The sequence below is a fragment of the Streptomyces sp. NPDC048496 genome, from assembly GCF_043200055.1.
Classification (GTDB): domain Bacteria; phylum Actinomycetota; class Actinomycetes; order Streptomycetales; family Streptomycetaceae; genus Streptomyces.
Map to the genome: position 1 here is coordinate 111147 of NZ_JBICXB010000001.1, position 25622 is coordinate 136768.

The 25622-nt window shown below is 67.3% G+C and carries 22 protein-coding genes; 12 read left to right on the forward strand and 10 right to left on the reverse strand.

The window, feature by feature from the left end; all coding sequences use genetic code 11:
- Positions 1–107: 107 nt before the first annotated feature.
- On the reverse strand, positions 108–1550 hold the full coding sequence (locus tag ACGFSA_RS00540; RefSeq protein WP_393297551.1) for a CCA tRNA nucleotidyltransferase: 1443 nt from the start codon (positions 1548–1550) through the stop codon (positions 108–110).
- Positions 1551–1733: 183 nt separating this feature from the next.
- Here ACGFSA_RS00540 and ACGFSA_RS00545 point away from each other — a divergent pair, with 183 nt between their 5' ends.
- From ACGFSA_RS00545 to trxA, 7 genes are all read left to right on the forward strand, one after another.
- Positions 1734–4031: a DUF6049 family protein gene (locus ACGFSA_RS00545; protein ID WP_393297554.1), complete on the forward strand. Its 2298-nt coding sequence runs from the start codon at positions 1734–1736 to the stop codon at positions 4029–4031.
- A gap of 49 nt (positions 4032–4080) precedes the next feature.
- The gene (gene murJ, locus ACGFSA_RS00550; protein ID WP_393297557.1) at positions 4081–6243 is read left to right on the forward strand and encodes a murein biosynthesis integral membrane protein MurJ; all 2163 of its coding nucleotides are present in this window, start codon (positions 4081–4083) and stop codon (positions 6241–6243) included.
- Positions 6244–6372: 129 nt separating this feature from the next.
- Positions 6373–8094, forward strand: a complete 1722-nt coding sequence (locus ACGFSA_RS00555; RefSeq protein WP_393297560.1) for a discoidin domain-containing protein — start codon at positions 6373–6375, stop codon at positions 8092–8094.
- 167 nt (positions 8095–8261) lie between these two features.
- On the forward strand, positions 8262–8966 hold the full coding sequence (gene sigM, locus ACGFSA_RS00560; protein WP_393297563.1) for an RNA polymerase sigma factor SigM: 705 nt from the start codon (positions 8262–8264) through the stop codon (positions 8964–8966).
- Entirely contained in the window at positions 8963–9919 is a 957-nt protein-coding gene (locus ACGFSA_RS00565) for an anti-sigma factor family protein (RefSeq protein ID WP_393297566.1), read from the forward strand. Before sigM ends, ACGFSA_RS00565 begins: the two co-directional genes overlap by 4 nt.
- A 133-nt stretch (positions 9920–10052) precedes the next feature.
- Positions 10053–11015 carry a thioredoxin-disulfide reductase gene (gene trxB / locus ACGFSA_RS00570; protein WP_266983718.1) on the forward strand — a complete coding sequence of 321 codons (963 nt, stop codon included), beginning with the start codon at positions 10053–10055 and terminating at the stop codon, positions 11013–11015.
- A gap of 47 nt (positions 11016–11062) precedes the next feature.
- On the forward strand, positions 11063–11395 hold the full coding sequence (gene trxA / locus ACGFSA_RS00575; protein ID WP_393297569.1) for a thioredoxin: 333 nt from the start codon (positions 11063–11065) through the stop codon (positions 11393–11395).
- Positions 11396–11476: 81 nt separating this feature from the next.
- Here trxA and ACGFSA_RS00580 read toward each other — a convergent pair whose 3' ends face one another.
- The 9 genes from ACGFSA_RS00580 to rpmH all read right to left on the reverse strand — a co-directional run bounded on the left by ACGFSA_RS00580 (position 11477) and on the right by rpmH (position 18375).
- Complete coding sequence (locus tag ACGFSA_RS00580) at positions 11477–12094, reverse strand: GNAT family N-acetyltransferase (RefSeq protein ID WP_393297572.1); 618 nt, start codon at positions 12092–12094, stop codon at positions 11477–11479.
- 303 nt (positions 12095–12397) lie between these two features.
- Positions 12398–13507 (reverse strand): ParB/RepB/Spo0J family partition protein, encoded by a 1110-nt coding sequence (locus tag ACGFSA_RS00585; RefSeq protein ID WP_393297575.1) that lies wholly within the window; start codon positions 13505–13507, stop codon positions 12398–12400.
- Positions 13504–14580, reverse strand: a complete 1077-nt coding sequence (locus ACGFSA_RS00590; protein ID WP_393298342.1) for a ParA family protein — start codon at positions 14578–14580, stop codon at positions 13504–13506. Before ACGFSA_RS00590 ends, ACGFSA_RS00585 begins: the two co-directional genes overlap by 4 nt.
- Before the next feature lie 292 nt (positions 14581–14872).
- Positions 14873–15589: a 16S rRNA (guanine(527)-N(7))-methyltransferase RsmG gene (rsmG, locus tag ACGFSA_RS00595; protein ID WP_393297578.1), complete on the reverse strand. Its 717-nt coding sequence runs from the start codon at positions 15587–15589 to the stop codon at positions 14873–14875.
- 109 nt (positions 15590–15698) lie between these two features.
- A complete protein-coding gene (locus ACGFSA_RS00600) occupies positions 15699–16208 on the reverse strand; it encodes a protein jag (protein WP_393297581.1) in 510 nt (169 codons plus the stop codon).
- A 14-nt stretch (positions 16209–16222) separates the two neighbouring features.
- Entirely contained in the window at positions 16223–17488 is a 1266-nt protein-coding gene (yidC, locus tag ACGFSA_RS00605; RefSeq protein WP_393297584.1) for a membrane protein insertase YidC, read from the reverse strand.
- Positions 17489–17491: 3 nt separating this feature from the next.
- Positions 17492–17851 (reverse strand): membrane protein insertion efficiency factor YidD, encoded by a 360-nt coding sequence (yidD, locus tag ACGFSA_RS00610; RefSeq protein ID WP_393297587.1) that lies wholly within the window; start codon positions 17849–17851, stop codon positions 17492–17494.
- Complete coding sequence (gene rnpA / locus ACGFSA_RS00615; RefSeq protein ID WP_078840444.1) at positions 17848–18219, reverse strand: ribonuclease P protein component; 372 nt, start codon at positions 18217–18219, stop codon at positions 17848–17850. The genes yidD and rnpA overlap by 4 nt, the downstream gene beginning before the upstream one ends.
- Before the next feature lie 18 nt (positions 18220–18237).
- The gene (rpmH, locus tag ACGFSA_RS00620; protein WP_030930485.1) at positions 18238–18375 is read right to left on the reverse strand and encodes a 50S ribosomal protein L34; all 138 of its coding nucleotides are present in this window, start codon (positions 18373–18375) and stop codon (positions 18238–18240) included.
- A 380-nt stretch (positions 18376–18755) separates the two neighbouring features.
- Between rpmH and dnaA the strand changes: the two genes are divergently transcribed.
- The 5 genes from dnaA (at position 18756) to ACGFSA_RS00645 (ending at position 25533) form a co-directional block, all read left to right on the forward strand.
- The gene (gene dnaA / locus ACGFSA_RS00625; protein ID WP_393297591.1) at positions 18756–20558 is read left to right on the forward strand and encodes a chromosomal replication initiator protein DnaA; all 1803 of its coding nucleotides are present in this window, start codon (positions 18756–18758) and stop codon (positions 20556–20558) included.
- A 1041-nt stretch (positions 20559–21599) separates the two neighbouring features.
- On the forward strand, positions 21600–22730 hold the full coding sequence (dnaN, locus tag ACGFSA_RS00630) for a DNA polymerase III subunit beta (RefSeq protein WP_393297594.1): 1131 nt from the start codon (positions 21600–21602) through the stop codon (positions 22728–22730).
- A gap of 131 nt (positions 22731–22861) precedes the next feature.
- Entirely contained in the window at positions 22862–23740 is an 879-nt protein-coding gene (gnd, locus tag ACGFSA_RS00635) for a phosphogluconate dehydrogenase (NAD(+)-dependent, decarboxylating) (RefSeq protein ID WP_393297597.1), read from the forward strand.
- A gap of 84 nt (positions 23741–23824) precedes the next feature.
- On the forward strand, positions 23825–24955 hold the full coding sequence (gene recF / locus ACGFSA_RS00640) for a DNA replication/repair protein RecF (RefSeq protein ID WP_393297600.1): 1131 nt from the start codon (positions 23825–23827) through the stop codon (positions 24953–24955).
- Positions 24952–25533: a DUF721 domain-containing protein gene (locus ACGFSA_RS00645; protein WP_393297603.1), complete on the forward strand. Its 582-nt coding sequence runs from the start codon at positions 24952–24954 to the stop codon at positions 25531–25533. Before recF ends, ACGFSA_RS00645 begins: the two co-directional genes overlap by 4 nt.
- Positions 25534–25622: the final 89 nt, after the last annotated feature.

Below are 25622 nucleotides of genomic sequence, written 5' to 3' on the forward strand. Positions count from 1 at the left end.
TTCCTTTTTGTTTATTCTGGGGGGGGGTTTTTTTCTTTAAAACCCCCCCCCCCCCCCCCAGCCGGCGGGGTTTTTGTTTCACGTGAAACATGACCGCGGCCCCACCCTCAGCCCTGCTCGGCCCACCACTTCCTGAGCTCCGCGACGGCCACGTCATGCCCCATCGGGCCGTTCTCCAGCCGCATCTCCAGCAGGAACGCGTACGCCTTGCCGATCACCGGTCCCGGGCCGACACCCAGCGTCTTCATGATCTCGTTGCCGTCCAGGTCGGGCCGGATGGCGTCCAGCTCCTCCTGTTCCTTCAACTGTGCGATGCGCTCCTCAAGCGCGTCATAGGTGCGCGAGAGCGCGCCGGCCTTGCGCTTGTTCCGCGTCGTACAGTCCGAGCGCGTCAGCTTGTGCAGCCGCTCCAGCAACGGGCCCGCATCCCGCACATACCGGCGGACGGCGGAGTCGGTCCACTCGCCGTCGCCATAGCCGTGGAAGCGCAGATGCAGCTCCACCAGCTTCGAGACGTCCTTGACCGTGTCATTGGAGTACTTGAGCTCCGTCATGCGCTTCTTGACCATCTTGGCGCCCACCACCTCGTGGTGATGGAACGAGACGCGTCCGTCCTTCTCGAAACGCCGGGTCCGCGGCTTACCGATGTCATGGAGCAGCGCGGCAAGCCGAAGAGTCAGGTCGGGACCATCCTCCTCCATGTCGATCGCCTGCTCGAGAACGGTCAGCGAGTGCTCGTAGACGTCCTTGTGACGGTGATGCTCGTCACTTTCCAGCCGCAGCGCGGGCAGCTCCGGCAGCACCTGCTGCGCCAGTCCCGTATCGACCAGGAGTGCCAGTCCCTTGCGAGGGTGCGCGGAGAGCAGCAGCTTGTTGAGTTCCTCACGGACCCGCTCGGCGGAGACGATCTCGATACGGCCCGCCATCTCCGTCATCGCAGTGATGACATCAGAAGCGACCTCGAAGTCCAGCTGCGCGGCGAAGCGCGCGGCACGCAGCATGCGCAGGGGATCGTCGGAGAAGGACTCCTCGGGTGTCCCGGGGGTGCGCAGCACCCGCTCCGCCAGGTCCTCCAGACCGCCGTGCGGGTCGATGAATTCCTTCTGCGGCAGCGCGACGGCCATGGCGTTGACCGTGAAGTCTCGGCGTACGAGGTCCTCCTCGATGGAGTCGCCGTAGGAAACCTCGGGCTTGCGCGAGGTCCTGTCGTACGCCTCCGACCGGTACGTGGTGACTTCGATCTGGTAGCCGTGCTTCTGGCAGCCCACTGTGCCGAAGGCGATACCGACCTCCCACACCGAGTCGGCCCATGGACGCACGATCTTCAGAACGTCCTCGGGCCGGGCGTCGGTGGTGAAGTCCAGGTCGTTCCCGAGCCTGCCGAGAAGCGCGTCCCGGACCGAGCCACCGACCAGGGCCAGACTGAATCCGGCATCCTGGAATCGGCGGGCAAGGTCGTCGGCGACCGGGGAGACCCGCAGCAGTTCACTGACTGCGCGATGCTGCACCTGGGTCAGGGCACTGGAATTCTCTTCATTGGCATTCGGCACAACAGAAAAGGGTACGTGCCCGGACCGGCCCGGGCGTCATTGTTTCTCTCCGCCCTGCAAGACTCTCCCGATCATGTAGTGCACACCCCAGCACTTAGCCCCCGCGCACATCGTTACCATGCGGGGACGCAGCAACCGACAACCATCGACAGCAGCTGACGACGACGAGGGACGGATAGGCGCGTGGCCGAGGCGGCAGACATCCAGGGGATCAGTCCTTCTCCTGCCCGCCGGTGGCTGCGGCGCACAGCATCCTTGGTCGTCGCAGCACCGCTCGTGGCAGCGCTGCTGGCCGGCACGGCCGCGCCCACGGCGCAGGCCGACGTGGCGAGCAAGGCTCCCACCGGCTCCAGCACCGTCGATGTGTCCCTGGACACCCTGGCTCCCAGTGCACCGGTCAAGGGGGACACGCTCACCGTCTCCGGCACCCTGACCAACAGGAGCAAGGAATCGGTCACCGATGCCCGGGTCGATCTGCGTGTCGGGCCGAGGCTCTACAGCAGGACATCGATCGACGACGCCGCGGAGCGCACCGGGTACGTGCCCGGCAGCGATCCCGCACCCATCAGCGGTAAGTACACGGTGGAGTTCGCGAAGCTCCCTTCGGGCATCAGCCAGGACTTCACGCTGTCCGTGCCCGTCGACAAGCTGGAACTCGACGACGCGGGTGTCTACCAGCTCGGTGTCTCCCTGTCCGGGCGGACCGCCCGCACCCAGGACGAGCAGGTACTCGGAATCCAGCGCACCTTCCTTCCCTGGCAGACGGAGGAGAGCGATTCCAGGACCCAGGTCACCTACCTCTGGCCGCTGATCACATCCGCCCATGTCACTGCCGAGACCGGCTCGGACGAGCAGCAGACACCGGTCTTCGCCGATGACAACCTGGCGGCCGAGATCGCTCCGGGTGGTCGCCTCGACCAGATGGTCTCGCTGGGCAGCCAGCTGCCCGTCACCTGGGTGATCGACCCGGATCTGCTGGCCGGCGTCGATGCGATGGCGAGGAACTACCGCGTCAAGGTCGACGACACCACCGTTCCCGGGAAGAACCAGGCCGTTGCCAAGCGGTGGCTCAGCTCACTGGAAAAGGCGGTGGCGGACAGCAAGGTCGTGGCACTGCCTTTCGCCGATCCGGATCTTGCGTCCATCGCGCACCGCGGCAAGAACGTCTCGGGGACCCTCAGCCACCTGCAGACCGCCACCGAGGTGGCCGGCACAACGGTGGAGACGATCCTGCACGTGAAGCCGTCCACCGACTTCGCATGGCCGGTCGACGGCGCGATCGATCCTTCGATCGTCGATGTCGCCACGTCGGCCGGTGCCCACAACGTGATCGCCCGCAGCGACAGCCTCCAGGAAACAGGGAGACTGCCGTACACACCGACCGCAGCCCGGCCGATCGGTGGCGGCACCAACGCCATCGTGGCCGACTCCCGGCTCTCCAAGGCCTTCGAGGGAGACATGTCGCGTGCGGAGGATTCCACTCTCGCCGTTCAGAAGTTCCTCGCCACAACCCTCGCGCTGACCGAGCAGGACACGGACACCAAGCGCAGCATCGTCGTCGCGCCGCAACGGATGCCGACCGCCGCTCAGGCGCAGTCGATGGCACGCGCCCTGCACGCCCTCGACGACGAACGGTGGACGCAGCCTCTCGACCTCGTGGGCGCGGCCGAGGCCGAGCCCGACGCCCAGGCGACGACGCGGGTCCCCGGGACCTCCCAGTACCCGAAGAGGCTCCGCAGCCAGGAGCTGCCCACCCAAGCCTTCCAGGACATCAAGTCCACCCAGGTCTCGCTGGGCAGCTTCCAGGTCATCCTCACTCAGCCGGAGCGGGTGGTGACCCCCTTCGGCAACGCGATCAACCGGGCCATGTCGACGTCGTGGCGCGGCAAGCCGCTGGAGGCACAGCAGTACCGGGACTCGGTACGCACATATCTGCAGGGCCTCATCAACGAGGTGCAGCTCATTTCGAAGTCGGACGTCACGTTGTCCGGCCGCAGCGCCACAATCCCTGTGACCGTACAGAACAGCCTGTTGCAGGGTGTCGACCATCTGGTACTCCGGCTGAAGTCGGAGAACCCGACACGGCTCAAGCTGAACAACGGCGACGCGGTGGCCGAGAAGCCGATCCGTATCGCCGGTGGCCACAGCCAGTCCGTGAAGTTCGACGCAGCTGCGAACGCCAACGGCCAGGTACAGGTAGTGGCGCAGCTGTACACCGAGGACAACATGCCGTACGGCGAAGAGATGACCTTCACGGTGAAGGTCTCCGAGGTCACACCGACCGTGTTGCTGGTGATCGCCGGCGGGCTGCTGCTGCTGGTCCTCGCAGGCATCAGGATGTACACCCATCGCAAGCGCGCCAACGCAAGCGACCCGGCCGGTGACGACTGCGGTGAACCCGAGCAGCCGAGTGACCCGACGCCGGACACCGGTCCGGAAAGCGGAGGGCCGTCAGGCACGGGTGAGAAAGTAGACCGTTGAGCGATGTCTGTCGTGGCCGGTCGGCCGGGGACGATGAGGTGGGGTTTCGATGAACGCGCCGTACGACGGTGACCGTGGTCAGGGTGCGGGCGGAGATGGTTCTTCCGGTGGCCCCCCGATGCCACCTGGCCCGGGCCAGGTGCCGCTGCCGCCCGACCCGTACGTCCAGGACGCGTACGACCGCGACCCTTACCGCGCTCAGGATCTGTCCGCCCAGGACCCGGTGGCCGAGGCGCTGTACGACCGCGCCGCCCACCCGCCGCCGCCCCCTGGCACGTACCAGCCGCCGCAGCCGCTCTACCAGCAGCCGCCTGCGGCGCAGTACGCCCCCGATCCACGCATCTGGGCGCAGACCCCGCCGCCCGAGCCCGACGGCCCGTCCCGACACCTGCCGTACGGGGACGACGCGGCAACCACGCATTTCGTCGGTGTGGACGACCTCGTCACCCAGGCATCCGAGCACCACAAGGAACCGGACGCGTTCGCTCACCTGTTCCGGGACCAGGAGGGCCCGGCCGGGTCCCCCGCTCCGTCCGTACCAGAACCGGCTCCGGCTCCGGCGCCCGCCCCGCCGAAATCCGGCGGCCGGGCCTCCGGCCTGCTGAAGTCCAGCGCGGTGATGGCGGCCGGCACACTCGTGTCCCGTCTCACCGGATTCGTCCGCAGCCTGGTGATCACCGCCGCGCTGGGTGCGGCGCTGCTCGGTGACAGCTTCACCATTGCCTACACGCTGCCGACGATGATCTACATCCTCACCGTGGGCGGCGGGCTCAACTCGGTCTTCGTTCCTCAGCTCGTCCGCTCCATGAAGGATGACGAGGACGGCGGCGAAGCGTACGCCAACCGCCTGCTCACGCTCGTCATGGTCGCACTCGGTGTGATCGTCGGGATCGCGGTATTCGCTGCTCCGTGGCTGATCCACATGATGTCGCCGACGATCGCCGGGGACGCGGCCGCCAACAGCGTCGCCGTGACGTTCGCCCGGTACTGCCTGCCGACCATCTTCTTCATGGGCGTGCATGTCGTGATGGGCCAGATCCTCAACGCCCGCGGCAGGTTCGGGGCGATGATGTGGACCCCGGTCCTCAACAACATCGTCATGATCTTCACGTTCGGCATGTTCATCTGGGTCTACGGCACCTCCGCCGAATCCCAGATGGGGGTCCAGACGATCCCGCCGGAGGGCGTCCGGCTGCTGGGCATCGGCACGCTGCTCGGTCTGGTTGTCCAGGCCCTGGCCATGGTCCCGTACCTGCGTGAGGCCGGCTTCCGTTTCCGTCCACGTTTCGACTGGAAGGGGCACGGGCTCGGCAAGACGGTCAAGCTGGCCAAGTGGACCGTCCTGTTCGTCCTGGCCAACCAGGCAGGTGTGATCGTCGTCACCCAGCTCGCGACCTCGGCGGGCAAACTGTCCGGCAAGGACGGCACCGGCTTCCTCGCCTACTCCAACGCCCAGCTCATCTGGGGCATGCCGCAGGCGATCATCACCGTGTCGGTCATGGCGGCCCTGCTGCCCCGCATCTCCCGCGCCGCCCACGACAACGACCCGGGCGCCGTCCGCGACGACATCTCTCAGGGACTGCGGAACTCGGCCGTGGCGATCGTGCCGGTAGCCTTCATGTTCCTCGCCCTCGGCCTGCCGATGTGCACCCTCTTGTATGCCTCTGCAGGCACCGAAGCTGCCCGCTCCATGGGCTTCATCCTCATGGCATTCGGTCTCGGCCTGATCCCGTACTCCGTGCAGTACGTGGTGCTGCGAGGCTTCTACGCCTACGAGGACACCCGGACGCCCTTCTACAACACGGTCATCGTCGCCGCGGTCAACGCGGCCGCTTCGGCCCTCTGCTACGTGGTTCTGCCGGCCCAGTGGGCCGTGGTCGGCATGGCTGCCTCGTACGGACTCGCCTACGCCGTCGGCGTGGGCATCGCCTGGCGACGGCTGCGCAACCGGCTGGGCGGCGATCTGGACGGCGCCCACGTCGTACGCACCTACGCCCGCCTGTGCCTGGCTGCAATCCCGGCAGCGGTGCTCGGCGGCGGCGTCGGCTTCGCCGTTCTCCTGGGCCTCGGCGAAGGCGCCTTCGGGTCACTCGTCGCGCTGATCTGTGGTGGGGCCGTTCTGCTGGGCGTCTTCTTCGTCGCCGCCAAGCGCATGCGGATCGAAGAGATCAACGGCATGGTCGGGATGGTCCGAGGGCGGCTCGGACGCTGAGGATCAACCGGCCCGCACAACCATCGCCGGTCTCCGTGTGTCGTGCATAGCGCTGGAGTGTGGGCACAATTGGCGTGACTGTGCAGAGCTGGCTGGCATCGCGCAACGGATGGGGAGGCAGGAACGACGGTGGCGGAACGTAGCACGGCTGCCGTCGACGTGGCCGACAACAGCGGTGATGAGCCGCTGGCCGCCAAGGCGGACGAGGCCACGACCGACGGAACGGCAGAAGCCCAGGAATCGGCGGGCACCAGCCCCCAGGACGCAGATGATGAGCGAAGCAGCCCGGAGGCCGCCTCGGCGACCCCTGATCTGCACAGCGGCCACAGACTTGCCCAGCGCTACCGACTGGAGGAGTGCGTCACCCGTCTGGACGGATTCAGCAGCTGGCGTGCTGTCGACGAGAAACTGCGCCGCGCGGTGGGCGTCCATCTGCTCCCCGCCGACCACCCCCGAGCCCGCTCCGTGCTGGCCGCAGCCCGGTCCTCCGCACTGCTCGGCGACCCCCGCTTTGTGCAGGTCCTCGACGCGGTCGAGGAGGACGACCTTGTCTACGTCGTCCATGAATGGCTTCCCGACGCCACCGAGCTCACAGCTCTGCTGGCCTCCGGCCCCATGGACGCACACGACGCGTACCAGCTGGTCAGCCAGATCTCCCAGGCCATGGCGGCCGCGCACCGCGAGGGCCTCGCGCATCTGAGGCTCACCCCGGGAGCGGTGCTGCGGAGCTCGACCGGTCAGTACCGGATCCGCGGCCTCGCGGTGAACGCCGCGCTGCGGGGTATCACCTCCGACGGCCCGCAGCGCGCGGACACCGAGGCGATCGGCGCCCTGCTCTACGCCGCGCTGACACAACGCTGGCCGTACGAGAACGACGCGTACGGTCTCTCCGGACTACCCAAGGGCGTGGGGCTGATCGCCCCCGACCAGGTGCGGGCCGGCGTACACCGAGGTCTCTCCGAGCTCGCCATGCGCGCCCTGGCCAACGACGGCGCCACCGCCTCCCGGCAGGAACAGCCCTGCACCACCCCGGACGAGCTTGCCAAGGCCGTCGCGGCGATGCCACGCATCCGCCCGCCCGAGCCCACGTTCACGGCTCCGCCCGAGTACCAGCGGACGACCTACCAGCAGGGCACCTACGGACATCCGTCCGCCCGTCCCGGCGCACCCGTGACCAAGCCCGTGATGGCCACCCCCCCGGCGCCGCTCCAGAGCCGCACCGGCAAGGTTCTCAAGTGGGCTGTGTCCGCGTTGCTGATCGCGGCCCTGGGCCTCGGCAGCTGGCAGCTCGCCGAGACGCTGCTCAACCACGACAACGACCCGGGTGACCCCGGCAGCACACAGACCAACCCGTCGAACGGCGACAAGCACGCTCCCGCTCCGACCAAGCCGCTGCGGATCGCCGATGCCAACGAGTTCATGCCCAGTGGCTCAGGGATAAAGCAGCAGCTGGCACCGAATGCCGTCGACGGTGACGCAAGCACCGCCTGGATCACTCCGCGCTACAAGGGCTACGCGAACTTCGGCAACTATTCGAACCGAAGAGACGGCAGTGGCATAGTCGTCGATCTGGGCAGCGTGCAGAGCGTCGCCGGAATCAAGGTCACGATGTACCGCAGCGGACAGAAGGCCGAAGTGCTCGCAGCCGACGTCGGCGCTTCCGCCCCGTCCTCCCTCTCGGACTTCCCTCAGCGGCTCACGAAACTCGAAACCGTGGGCAGCGACCTGAAGACGACCCTGGACAAGCCCGTGCGGACCCGTTACGTGCTGATCCACATCACCGAACTCCCGTCGGACGGAACATCCAACGGCTACCGGGGCGGGATCTCGGAGATCTCCGTACTCGGCTGACGGAGCAGGCCGGTGGGAGCCCCTCCCGCCGGCCTTCGCGCCATCGGCCCGGCCGACGCACGTTCGCACCCCCATATCGGACTGTGCGTCTTCTGCCCTCTGCCCCTGCTCCCACAAATCGTGATAGACAGACGCACCTTGACGCAGAGACAGGGAGGGAGGGGGATGTGGCCGCCGAGCCTTCAGAGCCACTCAGCGACTCAGACCTCCTCGCTCGTCACGTAGCCGGTGAACCGGATGCCTTCGGTGAGCTCGTACGGCGCCACCGCGACCGGCTTTGGGCCGTGGCGCTGCGAACGCTGGGAGACCGCGAGGAAGCAGCCGACGCGGTTCAGGACGCCCTGGTCTCCGCCTTCCGGGCCGCTCATACCTTCCGCGGCCAGTCTGCCGTCACCACCTGGCTGCATCGCATCACGGTCAACGCCTGCCTCGACCGGGTCCGCAAGGCGGCGTCACGCAAGACCTCACCCGTCGACGACACCGAGCGACTCGAACAACTCCTGGAGCCCCACGAGTCCGCCGAGGCACCAGCCGAGCGTCAGGATCTGCACCGCGAACTTCTGGCGGCACTCGGCACGCTTCCCGCCGAACAACGGGCCGCACTGGTTCTCGTGGACATGCAGGGCTATCCCGTGGCGGAGGCCGCCCTCATCCTCGAAGTGCCGACCGGCACCGTGAAAAGCCGCTGTGCACGGGGCCGAGCGCGGCTGGCCCCCCTTCTGACCCACCTCCGTGGTGAAGTCGGAGAGAGCGGTGCACTCGGCACGGGAAGGAACCGGACGCAGAGGGCATCCGTCCCACCCGCATCGCAGCCAAAGGACGCAGAGACCAGTGATCCCGCTGGAGTGAAGGGCGGAGGTGGGCGCACATGACATCAACGACCGACACGACCCAGCACCCGGACGTCTCGGAGATCTCCGAGCTCACCGAAGGGCTGCTCTCGCCATCCCGCACGGCGGAAGTAAGCCGCCACGTGGATGACTGCGCACTCTGTGGCGACGTCCGGTCCGCTCTCGAAGAGATCCGCGGACTACTCGGCACTCTGCCCGCTCCCGTGCGTATGCCCGAGGATGTCGCAGACCGTATCGATGCCGCGCTGGCCGCCGAGGCCGATGTTTCACGTGAAACATCGGCCGCCGCAGAACAGGGTCAGGAAGCGGGAAAGCAAGAGGCGCGGGGCCAGGAAGCGGAGAACAGGACGGCTCAGTCCAACGTTGCGGACCGCCCCTCAGGGCACCCCAGGGCCGCCGGCGGCCCTGGCCGCCGGTCGTCACGGCGCCGCCGCCGCATCGTCCTCGGCACAGCGCTCGGCGCAGCGGCCGTGGGCATGAGCGTCCTCATGCTGCAGATGGTCCAGACGTCCCAGAACTCCTCAGGGTCCAAGGCCGCGGACATGGGCGTCAGTGCCTCGAAGGCGGGAGCGAGCGCATTCTCGGGCTCCCCGCTCAGCCAGCGCGTACACAGCCTCCTGAGCAATGCCCAGGCGTCCCCTCCCAAGCATCCCAACGGCGAGAAGCAGGCGCCGTCCGTCGATGTCCAGTCGACCCCGGAGGGCGAGTCCCCTGCCGCCTCAGCCTCCGGCACACCGCTGCGCGCTCCCGTCGCGTCCGTCCCCGCCTGCGTGCAGCTGGGCACCGGACGAGAGACTGCCGCACTCGCCGTCGAGGAAGGCACTTACGAGGACACCAACGCCTTCCTCGTCGTTCTGCCGCACGAGACCGACGCCACCCTCGTCCAGGCCTACGTCATCGATGCAAGCTGCGTCCGCACAGACCCCACAGGCAGGGGCAATCTTCTCCTGACCCGCACCTACCCCCGCCCCTGAGAATGGCACTGGACGCCGCTCCGGCACGTCGGGAATGCATCCCCCGTAGGATCCGTTGGGTGGGGTGAGAGTCGTTGAACCGACCCCAGTAGGCGTGGACAGTAGGCAGTCTGCAGAGACGAGGAAGAAACCCGTGAGCGACGTCCGTAATGTGATCATCATCGGCTCCGGCCCCGCGGGCTACACCGCCGCCCTTTACACCGCGCGCGCGTCGCTGAAGCCTCTGGTCTTCGAGGGCGCCGTCACCGCTGGTGGCGCGCTGATGAACACCACCGACGTGGAGAACTTCCCCGGATTCCAGGACGGGATCATGGGCCCCGAGCTCATGGACAACATGCGCGCCCAGGCGGAGCGCTTCGGCGCCGAACTCATTCCCGACGACGTGATCGCCGTCGACCTCGCCGGAGACATCAAGACCGTCACCGACACGGCCGGCACGGTGCACCGTGCCAAGGCTGTCATCGTCACCACCGGCTCCCAGCACCGCAAGCTCGGTCTGCCCAACGAGGACGCGCTCTCCGGACGCGGCGTCTCCTGGTGCGCCACTTGTGACGGCTTCTTTTTCAAGGACCAGGACATCGCTGTGGTCGGCGGCGGCGACACGGCCATGGAAGAGGCGACGTTCCTCTCCCGCTTCGCCAAGTCGGTCACGATCGTCCACCGCCGCGACTCGCTGCGCGCCTCCAAGACCATGCAGGAGCGTGCCTTCGCCGACCCGAAGATCAAGTTCGCCTGGGACAGCGAAGTCGCCGGGGTTCACGGCGAGCAGAAGCTCTCCGGTCTGACCCTGCGCAACACCAAGACCGGCGAGACGTCCGAGCTTGCGGTGACCGGCCTGTTCATCGCCGTCGGCCATGACCCGCGTACCGAGCTCTTCAAGGGGCAGCTCGACCTGGACGACGAGGGTTACCTCAAGGTCGACGCTCCGTCGACGCGCACCAACCTGACCGGCGTCTTCGGCGCCGGCGATGTCGTCGACCACACGTACCGGCAGGCCATCACCGCTGCCGGCACCGGCTGTTCCGCCGCCCTCGACGCCGAGCGCTTCCTTGCCGTGCTCGCCGACGAAGAGAAGGCCGCTGCGGCAGCCGTCTGATCCGCGCCTCTCTCACCCCACACCCCCGCGAAGTTAAGGAGGCCGCCGTGGCCGGCGCCCTGAAGAACGTGACTGACGACTCCTTTGACGAGGTCGTCCTGAAGAGCGAGAAGCCCGTGCTGGTGGACTTCTGGGCAGCCTGGTGCGGCCCGTGCCGCCAGATCGCTCCCTCCCTGGAGGCAATCGCGGCCGAGCACGGCGACAAGATCGAAATCGTCAAGCTCAACATCGACGAGAACCCGGCGACCGCCGCCAAGTACGGCGTGATGTCGATCCCGACGCTGAACGTGTACCAGGGCGGCGAGGTCGCCAAGACCATCGTCGGTGCCAAGCCGAAGGCCGCGATCCTCCGCGACCTCGAAGGCTTCATCGCCGAATAGGACCACGGTGCGCTGTTTCACGTGAAACGGGTCCATCCCTTGAGGGGATGGACCCGTTTCACGTTCTCCCGAGCTCTCGGATCACAGTGGGCGCAGTGCCGGTTCCTTCTGCACGGCACCCAGCAACCGGTCCAGTGCCAATTCGACGTCTTCCTTCCACGAGAGCGTCGTGCGCAGCTCCAGTCTCAGCCGTGGATACGCCGGATGCGGGCGTACGGTCTTGAAGCCCACCGCCAGCAGATGGTCAGCCGGAAGTACACAGGCCGACTCCTTCCACCGGGCGTCACCGAACGCCTCGATCGCCTTGAACCCTCGTCGCAGCAGGTCCTTGGCGACGGTCTGCACCATGACCCGCCCCAGACCCTGTCCCTGATACCCGGGCATGATCCACGCAGTCATCAACTGCACGGCATCGGGGGACACGGGACTGGTGGGAAAGGCCGTCGAACGCGGAACATACGCCGGTGGCGCATAGAGAACGAAGCCGACCGGCACATCGTCCACATAGACGACCCGGCCACACGATCCCCACTCCAACAGGACAGCCGAGATCCACGCTTCCTTTTCCAGCTCCGGAGTGCCTGCCTCTACCGCAGCTTCCCCACTGACCGGATCAAGCTCCCAGAAGACACACGAGCGGCACCGCTTGGGGAGATCGGGAAGGTTATCCAGTGTGAGCGGTACGAGCCGCCGTCCCATGAAGGCTGTTCCTCGCTTCCTTCGCCCGCCGCATCACGTGCGGCAGTCAGTGCACTCCGTTCGCGGAGCAGGCCGCCGACAAACCCTCCGACGGCTCCCAAGCCCAGCCCCACTGTCACCAGCCGGCTGCGGCTCACTGATCGCATGGCCCTCCCTCCGCCGAGGTGGATCAAGCTGGATGTGCCATATCAGAACGAATCGTATCCACCCGGAGGCGAAGCCGACACCGTGAGAAAGCAAAGGGCGGGCTGTGTTCCGGTAAGCACCCGAACATGGCCCGCCCCCCGGCTCACTCGGCGGATGTCAGCCCTCGCCGTCCTCGCCGCCCTCGGCCGACTCCTCGGAGAGACGCCCCTCCAGCACGCGGCCCTCCCCCGGCGCCAGACTGCCGAGAATGCGGTCCAGATCTTCCATCGAGGCGAACTCGACGACGATCTTTCCCTTCTTCTGCCCGAGGTCGACCTTCACCCTGGTCTCGAAGCGGTCCGAGAGCCGGGAAGCAAGATCGGAGAGAGCGGGAGACAGCCGACCGCCGGCCCGGGGCCCCTTGGCCTTTGGAGTACTGGTGGTCCGGGAACCCATCAGGGTCACGATCTCCTCGACCGCACGCACCGAGAGGCCTTCGGCCACGATGCGATGGGCCAGCCGATCCTGCTCCTCGGAGTCGTCCACGGACAACAGCGCTCGAGCATGACCGGCCGACAGCACCCCGGCAGCGACCCTGCGCTGCACAGGCGGAGAGAGCCGCAGCAGACGCAGCGTGTTCGACACCTGCGGGCGCGATCGCCCGATCCGGTCGGCCAGCTGGTCATGCGTGCACTTGAAGTCCTTGAGCAGCTGGTCGTACGCGGCTGCCTCCTCCAGTGGGTTCAGCTGAGCCCGGTGGAGGTTCTCCAGGAGTGCGTCCAGGAGCAGCTTCTCGTCGTCCGTGGCCCGCACGATGGCCGGGATGCGCTCCAGACCCGCCTCACGGCAAGCCCTCCAGCGCCGCTCGCCCATGATGAGCTCGTAGCGCTCCGGTCCCAGCTTCCGCACGACGACAGGCTGGAGGAGACCGACCTCCTTGATGGAGGTGACGAGCTCGGCAAGCGCGTCCTCGTCGAACACCTCACGAGGCTGCCGGGGGTTCGGAGTGATGGAGCCGAGGAGAACCTCGGCGAAGTACGCTCCCGCAGCATCCGTCGCCTCGGAGGAGGCTTCGGGCTCCGAGACGGGCGCACTCGGCCCCGGTACAGCGGAAGCAGCCGCGAGCGTGGCCACCTTCGCAGCGGCCACTCCTCGCCCGGCCGTCATCACCGGAATCGCACCGGGTGAGGCCGCGCCCGGCTCGGAGGCTGGTACCTGGCGTTCCTGCGGGGCAGCGGGAATCAGCGCGCCGAGCCCACGCCCCAATCCTCTACGACGCTCACTCACTGGATCCCCTTCGAAATGTTCTGCTGACTGTTCTGGCTGCCTGAGTGGGCGTGCTGGGCCTCGTAGTGCACCCCGACCCCCCGCAGCGCGATCTCACGAGCTGCTTCGAGATACGACAAGGATCCGCTGGAACCCGGGTCGTAGGTCAGAACGGTCTGCCCGTAACTCGGCGCCTCCGAGATTCGTACCGACCGGGGGATGTTTGTGCGCAGCACCTCCTTACCGAAGTGGCTGCGCACCTCCTCCGCCACCTGGGAAGCGAGCCGGGTCCTACCGTCGTACATGGTGAGAAGGATCGTCGACACATGTAGATCGGGGTTCAGATGTCCCCGGACGAGATCGACGTTCCTCAGCAGCTGTCCCAGTCCTTCCAGCGCGTAGTACTCGCACTGGATGGGGATCAGCACCTCGGCGCCCGCGACCAGGGCGTTGACCGTCAGCAGACCGAGCGAAGGCGGGCAGTCAATAAGGATGTAGTCCAGTGGCTGCTCATACGCCTGGATCGCTCGCTGCAGTCGGCTCTCCCGCGCCACCAGCGACACCAGTTCGATCTCCGCACCGGCGAGATCGATGGTGGCAGGGGCGCAGAAGAGACCTTCGACGTCCGGTACGGGCTGCACCACGTCGGAGAGCGGCTTGCTCTCCACCAGAACGTCATAGATCGAGGGAACTTCCGCATGGTGGTCGATGCCCAGGGCCGTGGAGGCGTTTCCCTGCGGGTCGAGGTCGACCACCAGAACACGTGCGCCGTGGAGTGCAAGCGAGGCGGCAAGGTTCACCGTCGTGGTCGTCTTACCCACTCCGCCCTTCTGGTTGGCCACCACCATGACGCGTGTCTGGTCAGGGCGGGGCAGCCCCTCGCCGGCGCGGCCGAGGGCCTCGACCGCCAGCTGGGCCGCACGACCGATGGGTGTGTCATCCATCGGCGGCGGTGTTTCACGTGAAACACCGTCCCCCGCCGATTCGGTTCGGGGACCGGGGACCGGATCGGTCATCGGTCCCGCGATGTTGGCGTCGGACCGCAAGGATTCACTCTCCTCGACTTCAGGCTCGCAATGAGCAGAGCCTGCCATGCTTTCGGGGTCGTGAACCAGCGAGGCCCGCTCTTCTGTGGATGAATCCACTTCTGTGGACAACTCCGTAGCCCTAGCGGGCCTGCGATGGCGCGGAGCGGCAGCCGCACGGCCGCGGCCGATGATTCCACGCAGCAGAGAGCGACGTTTCACGTGAAACACGATGCCCCTGCAGCCTAGCTACAGGGGCACGACACTCCGCACAGAGTGCGTACAGCTGCTTGTGCGGAGCATTGCTGACAGACGGAACGAACTGTACGTAATGACTGATTCCGTAGCGTGACTACGCGGTTCAGCGCCGCCGTCGCGTGCGGCTCGTCCTCGCGGCCTTGGCCCTCTTTGCGGCGAACCTCACGCCACCCGGGCTCTCACCGACCACCACGCGCACCACGGTGGACATCGGCTCGACCACGCCCTCCCCGACGTGCAGCACCTCGGTCTCCACCACTCCGAGCTTGCTCAGAGCGGCCCGTGCGCTGTTGATCTCCTCCTCGGCGGTGTCGCCCTTGAGCGCCAGCATCTCCCCGTAGGGACGGAGCAGTGGCACACCCCAGCCCGCGAGCCGATCGAGCGGCGCCACGGCCCGGGCCGTGACGACATGGACCGGCTGAAGCGTCCCCAGGACTTCCTCGGCCCGGCCGCGGACCACAGTCACATGGTCCAGCCCGAGCAACTCGACGACTTCCTGGAGAAAGTTCGTCCGCCGAAGCAGCGGCTCCAGCAAGGTGATCTTCAAGTCGGGGCGCACCAACGCCAGTGGAATCCCCGGGAGACCCGCTCCGGAGCCCACGTCGCAGACCGTGACACCTTCGGGCACCACTTCGGAGAGCACCGCGCAGTTCAGCAGATGCCGTTCCCATAGCCGAGGCACTTCGCGGGGGCCGATCAGACCGCGCTTGACCCCGGCATCGGCAAGGAGTTCCGCGTACCGGACAGCCTCCGGGAAGAACTCACCGAAAACCGCCCGCGCCTCTTCAGGCGCCTGGGGAAGCTCTACTTCCGCCGTCACGGGAACCGTCCTTCCATACCGCACTACCGCACTGTGGGTGGCTGACTATCAGGCTGACAAGGATCGGCCCCGCCTGCGAACAGACGGGGCCGACAGAACAAGGGTCCGGTCAGGCCGGGAGAACGACGACGAAGCGCTGCGGCTCCTCGCCCTCCGACTCGCTGCGCAGACCTGCGGCCGCAACCGCATCATGCACAACCTTGCGCTCGAACGGCGTCATCGGGTCCAGCTTCACCGGCTCACCGGTCTTCTTGACCTCGTCCGCGGCCTTGGCACCCAGCTCGGCCAGGACCGCACGCCTCTTGGCCCGGAAGCCTGCGATGTCCAGCATCAGACGGCTGCGGTCACCGGTCTCACGGTGCACAGCCAGTCGCGTCAGCTCCTGGAGCGCCTCCAGCACCTCACCGTCGCGGCCCACGAGCTTCTGCAGTTCACGTGCCGAGTCGCTGATGATCGAGACCGCGGCCCGGTCCGCCTCGACGTCCATGTCGATATCACCGTCGAGGTCGGCGATGTCGAGCAGGCCCTCGAGGTAGTCGGCTGCGATCTCCCCTTCCTGCTCAAGGCGGGTCAAGGTGTCGCTGCCCTCAGCGGCCGTGGAGGTGGTGCCTTCCGTCACGGATGGACTCCTTCTTACTTCTTGGACGGGTGCTTGGGCCGCTGCGGGCCCCTGCGCTGTCCGGACTTGGCTTGGCGTGAGGAGCCGGACGCGGGCTTGCCCGCCGGCTTCGGCTTGTCGTCCTGCGGTGCGTCCTGCTTCTGCAGCGAGGTCTTGGCCTCCAACTCGGTGGAGTCGGTCTCCTTCGCCGCACCGGCCTGAGTCGTACCGCTCTGACGCTTCGCCTTGGTCTGGCGCTTGGGCTGCTGGCGCTTCTGTGCGGATCCACCCTCGGCCTCGGCAAGAGCGGTATCGCTCTTCGTCACCGTGCCGTCCTCCTGGGCGGCAAGGCCGAGCTTGGCCAGTCCGGTGATGAACTTCCGCTCGATGTCGTTGCGGTCCGGGCCCTTGGCCACGATCCGCTTGACCGTGTTGCGCCTGGTCCGGCCGCGCACCTCCCCGTGAGCGGTGACGCTCTTCAGCAGACGCTCCAGGTACTGGTTCTGCGCCTTGCTGCCCGGGGTCGGGTTCTGGTTGATCACGTACATCTGCTGACCCATGGTCCAGACGTTCGTGGTCAGCCAGTAGACGAGGACACCGACAGGGAAGTTGATGCCCATGACGGCGAAGATCAGCGGGAAGATGTACATCAGCATCTTCTGCTGCTGCATGTACGGCGTCTTGACCGTCAGGTCGACGTTCTTCGTCATCAGCTGGCGCTGGGTGAAGAACTGCGACGCCGACATCATGACGATCATGACCGCGGTGACGACCCGGACATCCATCAGCGAGGCGCCGAGCGCGTGGACCGTCGCTTCGCTGTCCATGAACTTGGCAGCGAGCGGAGCACCGAAGATGTGCGCCTTACGGGCGCTGTCGAGCAGCGGCTGGTCGATGACACCGATCGTCTTGCCCGAGGCGATGGCCGAGAGCACGTGATACAGGGCGAAGAAGAACGGCGACTGCGCCAGGATGGGAAGGCACGAGGAGAGCGGGTTGGTACCCGTCTCCTTGTACAGCTTCATCATCTCTTCGGACTGACGCTGCTTGTCGCTCTTGTAGCGCTCCTGGATCGCCTTCATCTTCGGCTGGAGCACCTGCATGTTCCGGGTCGACTTGATCTGCTTAACGAAAAGCGGGATCAGGCAGATCCGGATCAGCACCACCAGGGACACGATGGACAGGCCCCAGGCCCAGCCCGTGTCATCGCCGAAGATCGCTCCGTACAGCGTGTGGAACTGGACGATGACCCACGAAACGGGGTAAGTGATAACGCTGAACAGACTGGCAATCGTGTCCACTAATCAGGCTCCTTGAGCATTGGGCGAAGTCTCTGCGGCCGGGCTCGGGGATTCGGAGACCGTCCCCCCAAGAGGCACATCAGCGGCGGAGTCCCCGCCCTTGCTGCCACGCAGTGCATTACGCAGCAGTTCGTGCCAACGCGGACGTTTGCGTGGCGGAACATGGTCCACGCCGCCGGGTGACCACGGATTGCACCGCAGGATGCGCCATGCGGTCAGCGCGGTTCCCTTGATCGCTCCGTGCCGGTCGATCGCCGTATATCCATAGTGGGAACACGACGGGTAGTAACGGCAGACAGGCCCGAGGAGTGGGCTGATCGTCCACTGGTACAGCTTGATCAGAGCCAGCAGCGGGTACTTCATCGCGCGCCCCCTCCCAGCAGCCGCTGAAGGGCGGCGTCCAGGTCTCGGGCCAGCTGTTCATGGTCGGCGTCGCCCGATCCGGGCAGCGCTCGTACGACAACCAGGCTACCGGGGGGCAGCATGGCCAGACGATCGCGGACCAGATGGCGAAGCCTCCGCTTCACAGCTGTGCGTACGACCGCGCCACCCACGGCTTTGCTGACAACGAAACCCGCACGCGGCGGGGGAGCACTCTCCCCAGTCACGTGCGGGTCCGTTGCACCGCTGCGTAGATGGACGACGAGTAGCGGGCGTCCGGCCCGGCGTCCTCGACGTACTGCGGTCGCGAAGTCCTCGCGCCGCCTCAGCCGATTCTCGGTAGGCAGCACGTCATGACCTGTACGCGATCAGGCGGACAGGTTGGCGCGACCCTTGCCACGGCGGGACGCGAGAATCGCGCGGCCGGCACGGGTGCGCATACGCAGCCGGAAGCCGTGGGTCTTCGCGCGACGACGGTTGTTCGGCTGGAAGGTGCGCTTGCTCACTCGGGGGCTCCAGAAATGATTGTGTGTTGGCGGGACATCGCCTGGCTGTCACCGTGCGCCCACGAGAGACTCGCGTAAACGCCTTAGTGCACCGCTTCACAATCACAGATCGTGATCTTTGCCCATCGGAGGCAGGCGGCAGCAGCCATCGACAACTCGACCTGGTCACGGTACGCGCGGCTACGCCATCCGGTCAAACCCGCCCCGCGAAGGCCCGCGCTGTACACAGCCTGTGGACAACGACTTGAACCTCGCGGGTCGGCCTGACTACCGTGGTTGGACTGCGGTTCTTTTTCTTCCCGCCTGCCGGGCCTCACCCGTCCCGACCCATCCCGTCCCGAGAACCACACATTCGTGGGACCAGCGAGAGAGCGTGCCTTGTGGCTGACGTACCTGCCGATCTTGCCGCAGTGTGGCCACGAGTGCTGGAGCAACTCCTCGGGGAGGGCCAGCAGGGCATCGAGCCGAAGGACAAGCAGTGGATCGAGCGCTGCCAGCCGCTCGCGCTGGTCGCCGACACCGCGCTGCTCGCCGTGCCCAACGAATGGGGCAAGCGCGTCCTCGAGGGACGGCTTGCGCCGCTCATCAGCGAGACCCTGAGCCGTGAATGCGGACGCCCGATCCGGATCGCGATCACCGTCGACGACTCGGCGGGCGAGCCGCCGAACCCGCCGGCACCGCCGATGCACCAGTCCCAGCAGCCGGAGCAGCACCGCTACCAGGGACCGCAGCACGACGAGCGGCAGCACAACGACGTGTACGACGGATACGGCCACCGGCCCTCGGACGACGGCATGCCGACGGCCCGCCCCGCCTACCCCGACTACCAGCAGCAGCGCCCCGAGCCCGGCGCCTGGCCGCGCACCCAGGAGGACCTCTCCTGGCAGCAGCCCCGGCTCGGCGGATTCCAGGAGCGCGACGCGTCCGCGGAGCAGTGGCGTGAGCCGCAGCACGACTACCGCCCGCAGCAGCACGACTACCGGTCCCAGCCGCCCGAGCACCAGGGTTACGAGCAACTGCGCCCCGAGCGCCACGCCATGCCGGACCCCCAGCCCCAGCACCGGCAGGGCGGTCCCGGCACCGGACGCCCCGGCGGCGCCACCGGACCGATGGGTGCACAGCCCGCACCCGCACCTGGTCCCGGCGAACCCCATGCCCGGCTGAATCCGAAGTACCTCTTCGACACCTTCGTCATCGGCGCATCCAACCGATTCGCGCACGCCGCCGCCGTCGCTGTCGCCGAGGCACCCGCGAAGGCGTACAACCCCCTCTTCATCTATGGGGAGTCGGGGCTCGGCAAGACCCACCTGCTGCATGCCATCGGGCACTACGCGCGCAGTCTCTACCCGGGCACCCGGGTGCGGTATGTGAGCTCCGAGGAGTTCACCAACGAGTTCATCAACTCGATCCGCGACGGCAAGGGCGACACCTTCCGCAAGCGGTACCGCGACGTGGACATCCTGCTGGTCGACGACATCCAGTTCCTGGCGAGCAAGGAGTCGACGCAGGAGGAGTTCTTCCACACCTTCAACACGCTCCACAACGCCAACAAGCAGATCGTGCTGTCCTCGGACCGGCCGCCCAAGCAGCTGGTCACCCTGGAGGACCGGCTGCGGAACCGTTTCGAGTGGGGTCTGACCACCGATGTGCAGCCGCCGGAGCTGGAGACCCGCATCGCGATCCTCCGTAAGAAGGCGGTGCAGGAGCAGCTCAACGCCCCGCCGGAGGTCCTGGAGTTCATCGCTTCCCGCATTTCGCGCAATATCCGGGAGCTGGAGGGAGCGCTGATCCGGGTGACGGCCTTCGCCAGCCTCAACCGGCAGCCGGTGGATCTCGGGCTGACCGAGATCGTGCTGAAGGACCTGATCCCGGGTGGCGAGGACTCGGCTCCGGAGATCACGGCGACGGCCATCATGGCGGCGACCGCCGACTACTTCGGTCTGACCGTGGAGGACCTCTGCGGATCCTCACGCAGCCGGGTGCTGGTGACGGCTCGCCAGATCGCGATGTATCTCTGCCGTGAGCTGACGGATCTCTCACTGCCCAAGATCGGCGCGCAGTTCGGCGGCCGCGACCACACGACGGTGATGCACGCGGACCGCAAGATCCGTGCGCTGATGGCGGAGCGACGCTCCATCTACAACCAGGTCACCGAGCTCACCAACCGCATCAAGAACGGCTGACAGAGCGCCGGTACGACTTCATGCACGGCGCCGAGGGCGTCCCTGCCGGACTTCCACACAAGTCCGGCAGGGGCGCCCTTCGTCGTCTCCTGCCCACATCCATGAGGCCGGGGCACGCCTCGGCGTGGTCCTGGAGCGTCCCTGCCGACCACCGGGAGCTCTTCTGCCGGCCTCCGGAACGCCTCCGTGGGGCTGCCGGGACACCTCGGCGGAGCTTGCAGAGGCCTCCCGGAGCCCTTCCCGGCGCCATCCGCACGCCGCCGCCCCGGCCCTGGTGTTCGAATACACGCCGCCGACCTGCGGTTCTCCACAGATCTGGGGAAAATTTCCCCTCCACAGCCTGGGGATCGCGAAGTTGTCCCTATTGCTTCCACAGGGGCGACTGCCGATACTCCATCAGGCCAGGTCAAGGGCCTGGGGATTTGTGGTCAACACTGATCCACAGCCTGTGGACAAAATATTCGTCCACAGGGACCATCCGATGTTGTCCACCGGCAGCCCACAGGCGGGGCCGCGTTGTCCCCAGCTTCTCCACACCTCTGTCCACTGTTCGGCAACACAACACCCGCTTTCACCGCGCGGAGTGAAAGGCGTCACACGAGGGAGCCCGGTTGGGCTGTGGGGAACCTGGGTAAAACTGGGGACAGCCCTGGGGAGAAACACCCCTGTCCTGTGCATCGGGTGTGCAGAACTTTTGCGTGTCCACAGAAACGCCGGGTTGTCCACCGATGCCACCCACAGGACCAGTGGATAAAAAACCGTGCCTGACCTGCGAAAACGACGTTATCCACGGTTTCCACAGGCCCTACTACTACTGCCACTTAGAGTTAGCTCGGATTCCGCTTCGAAGTGGGGGCTGTGCACAACTCGGCGCCGGAGCTCTCCGAACCTCTTGTCGCGACTTGACCCCGAGCAGCACCGAGTGTCGGTGCCGTACGTCAGACTGGTCCCCGGACGTCCTCCCCCTGCCATCGGCGGAGCGACCCCGACCAGACCACGAAGGCCAGCAGGGCGAGCGAGCAACAGCAGGAGGCGGTTCCGGTGAAGATCCGGGTGGAGCGCGATGTACTCGCGGAGGCGGTGGCCTGGGTGGCCCGCAGCCTTCCGGCCCGTCCGCCGGCGCCCGTTCTTGCGGGCCTTCTTCTGAAGGCTGAGGACGGCGCCCTCAGCTTCTCCAGCTTCGACTACGAGGTCTCGGCCCGGGTCTCGGTGGACGCCGAGGTCGAGGAGGACGGCACGGTGCTGGTCTCCGGCCGGCTGCTCGCCGACATCTGCCGCGCCCTCCCCAACCGACCGGTGGAGATTTCCACCGACGGTGTACGGGCCACCGTGGTCTGCGGCTCCTCGCGATTCACACTCCACACCCTTCCTGTGGAGGAGTACCCGGCGCTGCCGCAGATGCCGACGGCGACGGGCACGGTCCCCGGCGAGGTCTTCGCCTCGGCCGTCGCCCAGGTCGCCATCGCCGCGGGCCGCGACGACACGCTGCCCGTCCTGACCGGTGTGCGGATCGAGATCGAGGGCGACACCGTCACCCTGGCGTCCACCGACCGCTACCGCTTCGCGGTCCGCGAGTTCCTGTGGAAGCCGGAGAACCCGGACGCCTCGGCCGTCGCCCTGGTGCCCGCCAAGACGCTGCTGGACACCGCGAAGGCCCTGACCAGCGGTGACACGGTGACGCTGGCGCTGTCCGGCTCGGGTGCCGGTGAAGGTCTGATCGGTTTCGAGGGCGCGGGCCGGCGTACGACCACGCGGCTGCTCGAAGGCGATCTGCCGAAGTACCGGACGCTGTTCCCCACCGAGTTCAACTCGGTCGCCGTCATCGAGACCGCCCCGTTCGTCGAGGCCGTCAAGCGTGTGGCCCTCGTTGCCGAGCGGAACACCCCGGTGCGGCTCAGCTTCGAGCAGGGTGTGCTGATCCTGGAAGCCGGATCCAGCGACGATGCACAGGCTGTGGAGCGCGTCGACGCCGTGCTGGACGGTGACGACATCTCGATCGCCTTCAACCCGACCTTCCTGCTCGACGGGCTCAGCGCGATCGACTCCCCGGTCGCCCAGCTCTCCTTCACGACGTCCACCAAGCCCGCGCTGCTCAGCGGCCGGCCGGCTGTGGATGCCGAGGCGGATGACGCCTACAAGTACCTGATCATGCCGGTCCGCCTCTCCGGCTGACCCGGCCACCGGTCCTGTCACGGCAGCTTCCGACGGGCACGCTCGGCTCCGAGCATGCCCGTCGGCCTGTCCCCGGCCGGGCGTAGGCTCGGCCTTGGGTACGAATCGGCACAACGCTTAAGGAATCTCTGATGGAGCTCGGTCTCGTCGGCCTCGGCAAGATGGGCGGCAACATGCGCGAGCGCATCCGCCGCGCAGGCCACACCGTCATCGGTTACGACCGCAACCCGGACGTCTCCGATGTCCACAGCCTCGAAGAGCTTGTGGGCAAGCTGAAGGGCCCGCGGGTCATCTGGGTGATGGTCCCGGCCGGTGCCGCGACCCAGTCCACGGTCGACGAGCTGGCCGCGCTGCTCTCGCCCGGCGACATCGTCGTGGACGGCGGGAACTCCCGCTGGACGGACGACGAGAAGCACGCGGTCGAGCTGGGCATCAAGGGCATCGGCTTCGTCGACTGCGGTGTCTCGGGCGGCGTCTGGGGCCTGGAGAACGGCTACGCGCTGATGTACGGCGGCGACGCCGAGAACGTGGCGAAGGTCCAGCCGGTCTTCGACGCGCTGAAGCCGGAAGGCGACTTCGGTTCCGTCCACGCGGGCAAGGTCGGCGCCGGCCACTTCGCGAAGATGGTCCACAACGGCATCGAGTACGCCATGATGCAGGCCTACGCCGAGGGCTGGGAGCTGCTGGAGAAGGTCGACTCCGTCACCGATGTGCGCGAGGTCTTCCGCTCCTGGCAGGAGGGCACGGTCATCCGTTCCTGGCTGCTCGACCTGGCGGTCAACGCGCTGGACGACGACGAGCACCTCGACAAGCTCCGTGGCTTCGCCGCCGACTCCGGTGAGGGCCGATGGACGGTGGAGGCCGCGATCGACAACGCGGTGCCGCTGCCCGCGATCACCGCGTCGCTCTTCGCGCGATTCGCCTCGCGCCAGGACGACTCCCCGCAGATGAAGATGATCGCCGCGCTGCGCAACCAGTTCGGTGGCCACGCAGTCGAGAACAAGAAGTAACCGCACCGAGGACGGGCCGGACCGACATCACCGGCCCGCGCCGCGGAGCACGGAGCAGGAAGCCGGGAAGGTCGGCATACACCCATGCATGTCACGCATCTCTCGCTGGCCGACTTCCGCTCGTACGCCCGGGTCGAGGTACCTCTTGACCCGGGCGTCACCGCGTTCGTGGGGGCGAACGGTCAGGGCAAGACGAATCTGGTCGAGGCCGTCGGCTACCTCGCGACGCTCGGTAGCCATCGTGTCTCCTCCGATGCGCCGCTGGTGCGGATGGGTGCGGACCGGGCCGTCATCCGGGCCGCCGTCACCCAGGGCGAGCGCGCGCAGCTGATCGAGCTGGAGCTCAACCCGGGCAAGGCCAATCGCGCCCGGATCAATCGATCGTCGCAGGTCAGGCCCCGTGACGTGCTGGGGATCGTACGGACCGTGCTGTTCGCGCCGGAGGATCTGGCGCTCGTCAAGGGCGATCCCGGGGAGCGTCGGCGCTTCCTCGACGAGCTGATCACTGCGCGTTCGCCGCGGATGGCCGGTGTCCGTTCGGACTACGAGCGGGTGCTGAAGCAGCGCAACACCCTGCTGAAGTCCGCGGCGATGGCGCGCAGGCACGGCGGCCGGTCGATGGATCTGTCCACCCTCGACGTGTGGGACCAGCATCTGGGCCGGGTGGGCGCGGAGCTGCTGGCGCAGCGGCTGGATCTGATCGCGACCCTGCAGCCGCTGACGGACAAGGCGTACGCGGATGTCGCGCCCGGTGGTGGCCCGGTGACGCTGGAGTACCGCAGTTCCGTCGGTGCGGGCGTGGAGCCCGCCCGTACCCGTGACGAGCTGTCCGAGCAGCTGCTCGCCGCACTCGCGGAGGTCCGCAAGCAGGAGATCGAGCGGGGTGTGACGCTGGTCGGTCCGCACCGTGACGATCTGCTGCTGGGACTGCGCGGGATGCCTGCCAAGGGGTACGCGAGCCATGGCGAGTCCTGGTCGTACGCGCTGGCGCTGCGACTTGCCTCGTACGATCTGCTGCGCACCGAGGGCAATGAGCCGGTGCTCGTCCTGGACGATGTCTTCGCCGAGCTGGACGCGCGGCGCCGGGAGCGGCTGGCGGAGCTGGTGGCTCCGGGTGAGCAGGTGCTGGTGACGGCGGCGGTGGACGATGACGTTCCGGGTGTGCTGGCGGGAACGCGGTATGCGGTGTCGGCGGGCGGGGTGAAGCGGATATGAGCGGCTCCGTCGATCCGGCGAAGGGCGCTGCCGGCGGCCCGCAGGTGCCGTTGGGCGAGGCGAAGCAGCCGGAGGCGTCCGGTGTCGATCTGGCGCGGGTCGCCTTGCGTGCCGCGAAGGAGCAGGCTCGGGCGCGCGGGGCCGCGGCGCAGCAGAAGAAACAGGCCAGACGGGGCGGTGGGCTGCGTTCGGGCGCGCGGGCGGACGGGCGCGATCCGTTGCCGCTGGGCGCCGCGATCAATCGTCTGATCACCGAGCGCGGCTGGGAGACCCCCGCGGCGGTGGGCGGTGTGATGGGCCGCTGGCCGCAGATCGTCGGTGAGGATCTGGCCAATCACTGTGTGCCGCTGCGGTACGACGAGGCCCCCGAGGAGCGGGTGCTCACGGTGCAGTGCGATTCGACGGCCTGGGCGACGCAGCTGCGGCTGCTGGCGCCGCAGCTGGTCGCCCGGCTGAACGCGGATCTGGGGCATGGCACCGTGAAGTTGATCAAGATTTTGGGGCCGGGCGGTCCGCAGCGCAGATTCGGTCCGCTGCGTGCGCCGGGAAGCGTCGGCCCGGGCGATACCTACGGCTGACCTGGGTTTTTCTCTCTCTGTATGGCTCTTTGCCCGATGTGGGCGGCTGGCGTCCCGCAGTCCGGAGAAGTTCGGCTGCGGCGGTGTGC

Coding starts and splice junctions, on each gene's coding strand:
- murJ (WP_393297557.1), top strand. CDS start 4,081: ATGAACGCGCCGTACGACGGTGACCGTGGTCAGGGTGCGGGCGGAGAT.
- ACGFSA_RS00565 (WP_393297566.1), top strand. CDS start 8,963: ATGACATCAACGACCGACACGACCCAGCACCCGGACGTCTCGGAGATC.
- ACGFSA_RS00580 (WP_393297572.1), bottom strand. CDS start 12,094: ATGGGACGGCGGCTCGTACCGCTCACACTGGATAACCTTCCCGATCTC.
- ACGFSA_RS00590 (WP_393298342.1), bottom strand. CDS start 14,580: ATGGCAGGCTCTGCTCATTGCGAGCCTGAAGTCGAGGAGAGTGAATCC.
- yidD (WP_393297587.1), bottom strand. CDS start 17,851: ATGAAGTACCCGCTGCTGGCTCTGATCAAGCTGTACCAGTGGACGATC.
- gnd (WP_393297597.1), top strand. CDS start 22,862: ATGGAGCTCGGTCTCGTCGGCCTCGGCAAGATGGGCGGCAACATGCGC.
- recF (WP_393297600.1), top strand. CDS start 23,825: ATGCATGTCACGCATCTCTCGCTGGCCGACTTCCGCTCGTACGCCCGG.
- ACGFSA_RS00645 (WP_393297603.1), top strand. CDS start 24,952: ATGAGCGGCTCCGTCGATCCGGCGAAGGGCGCTGCCGGCGGCCCGCAG.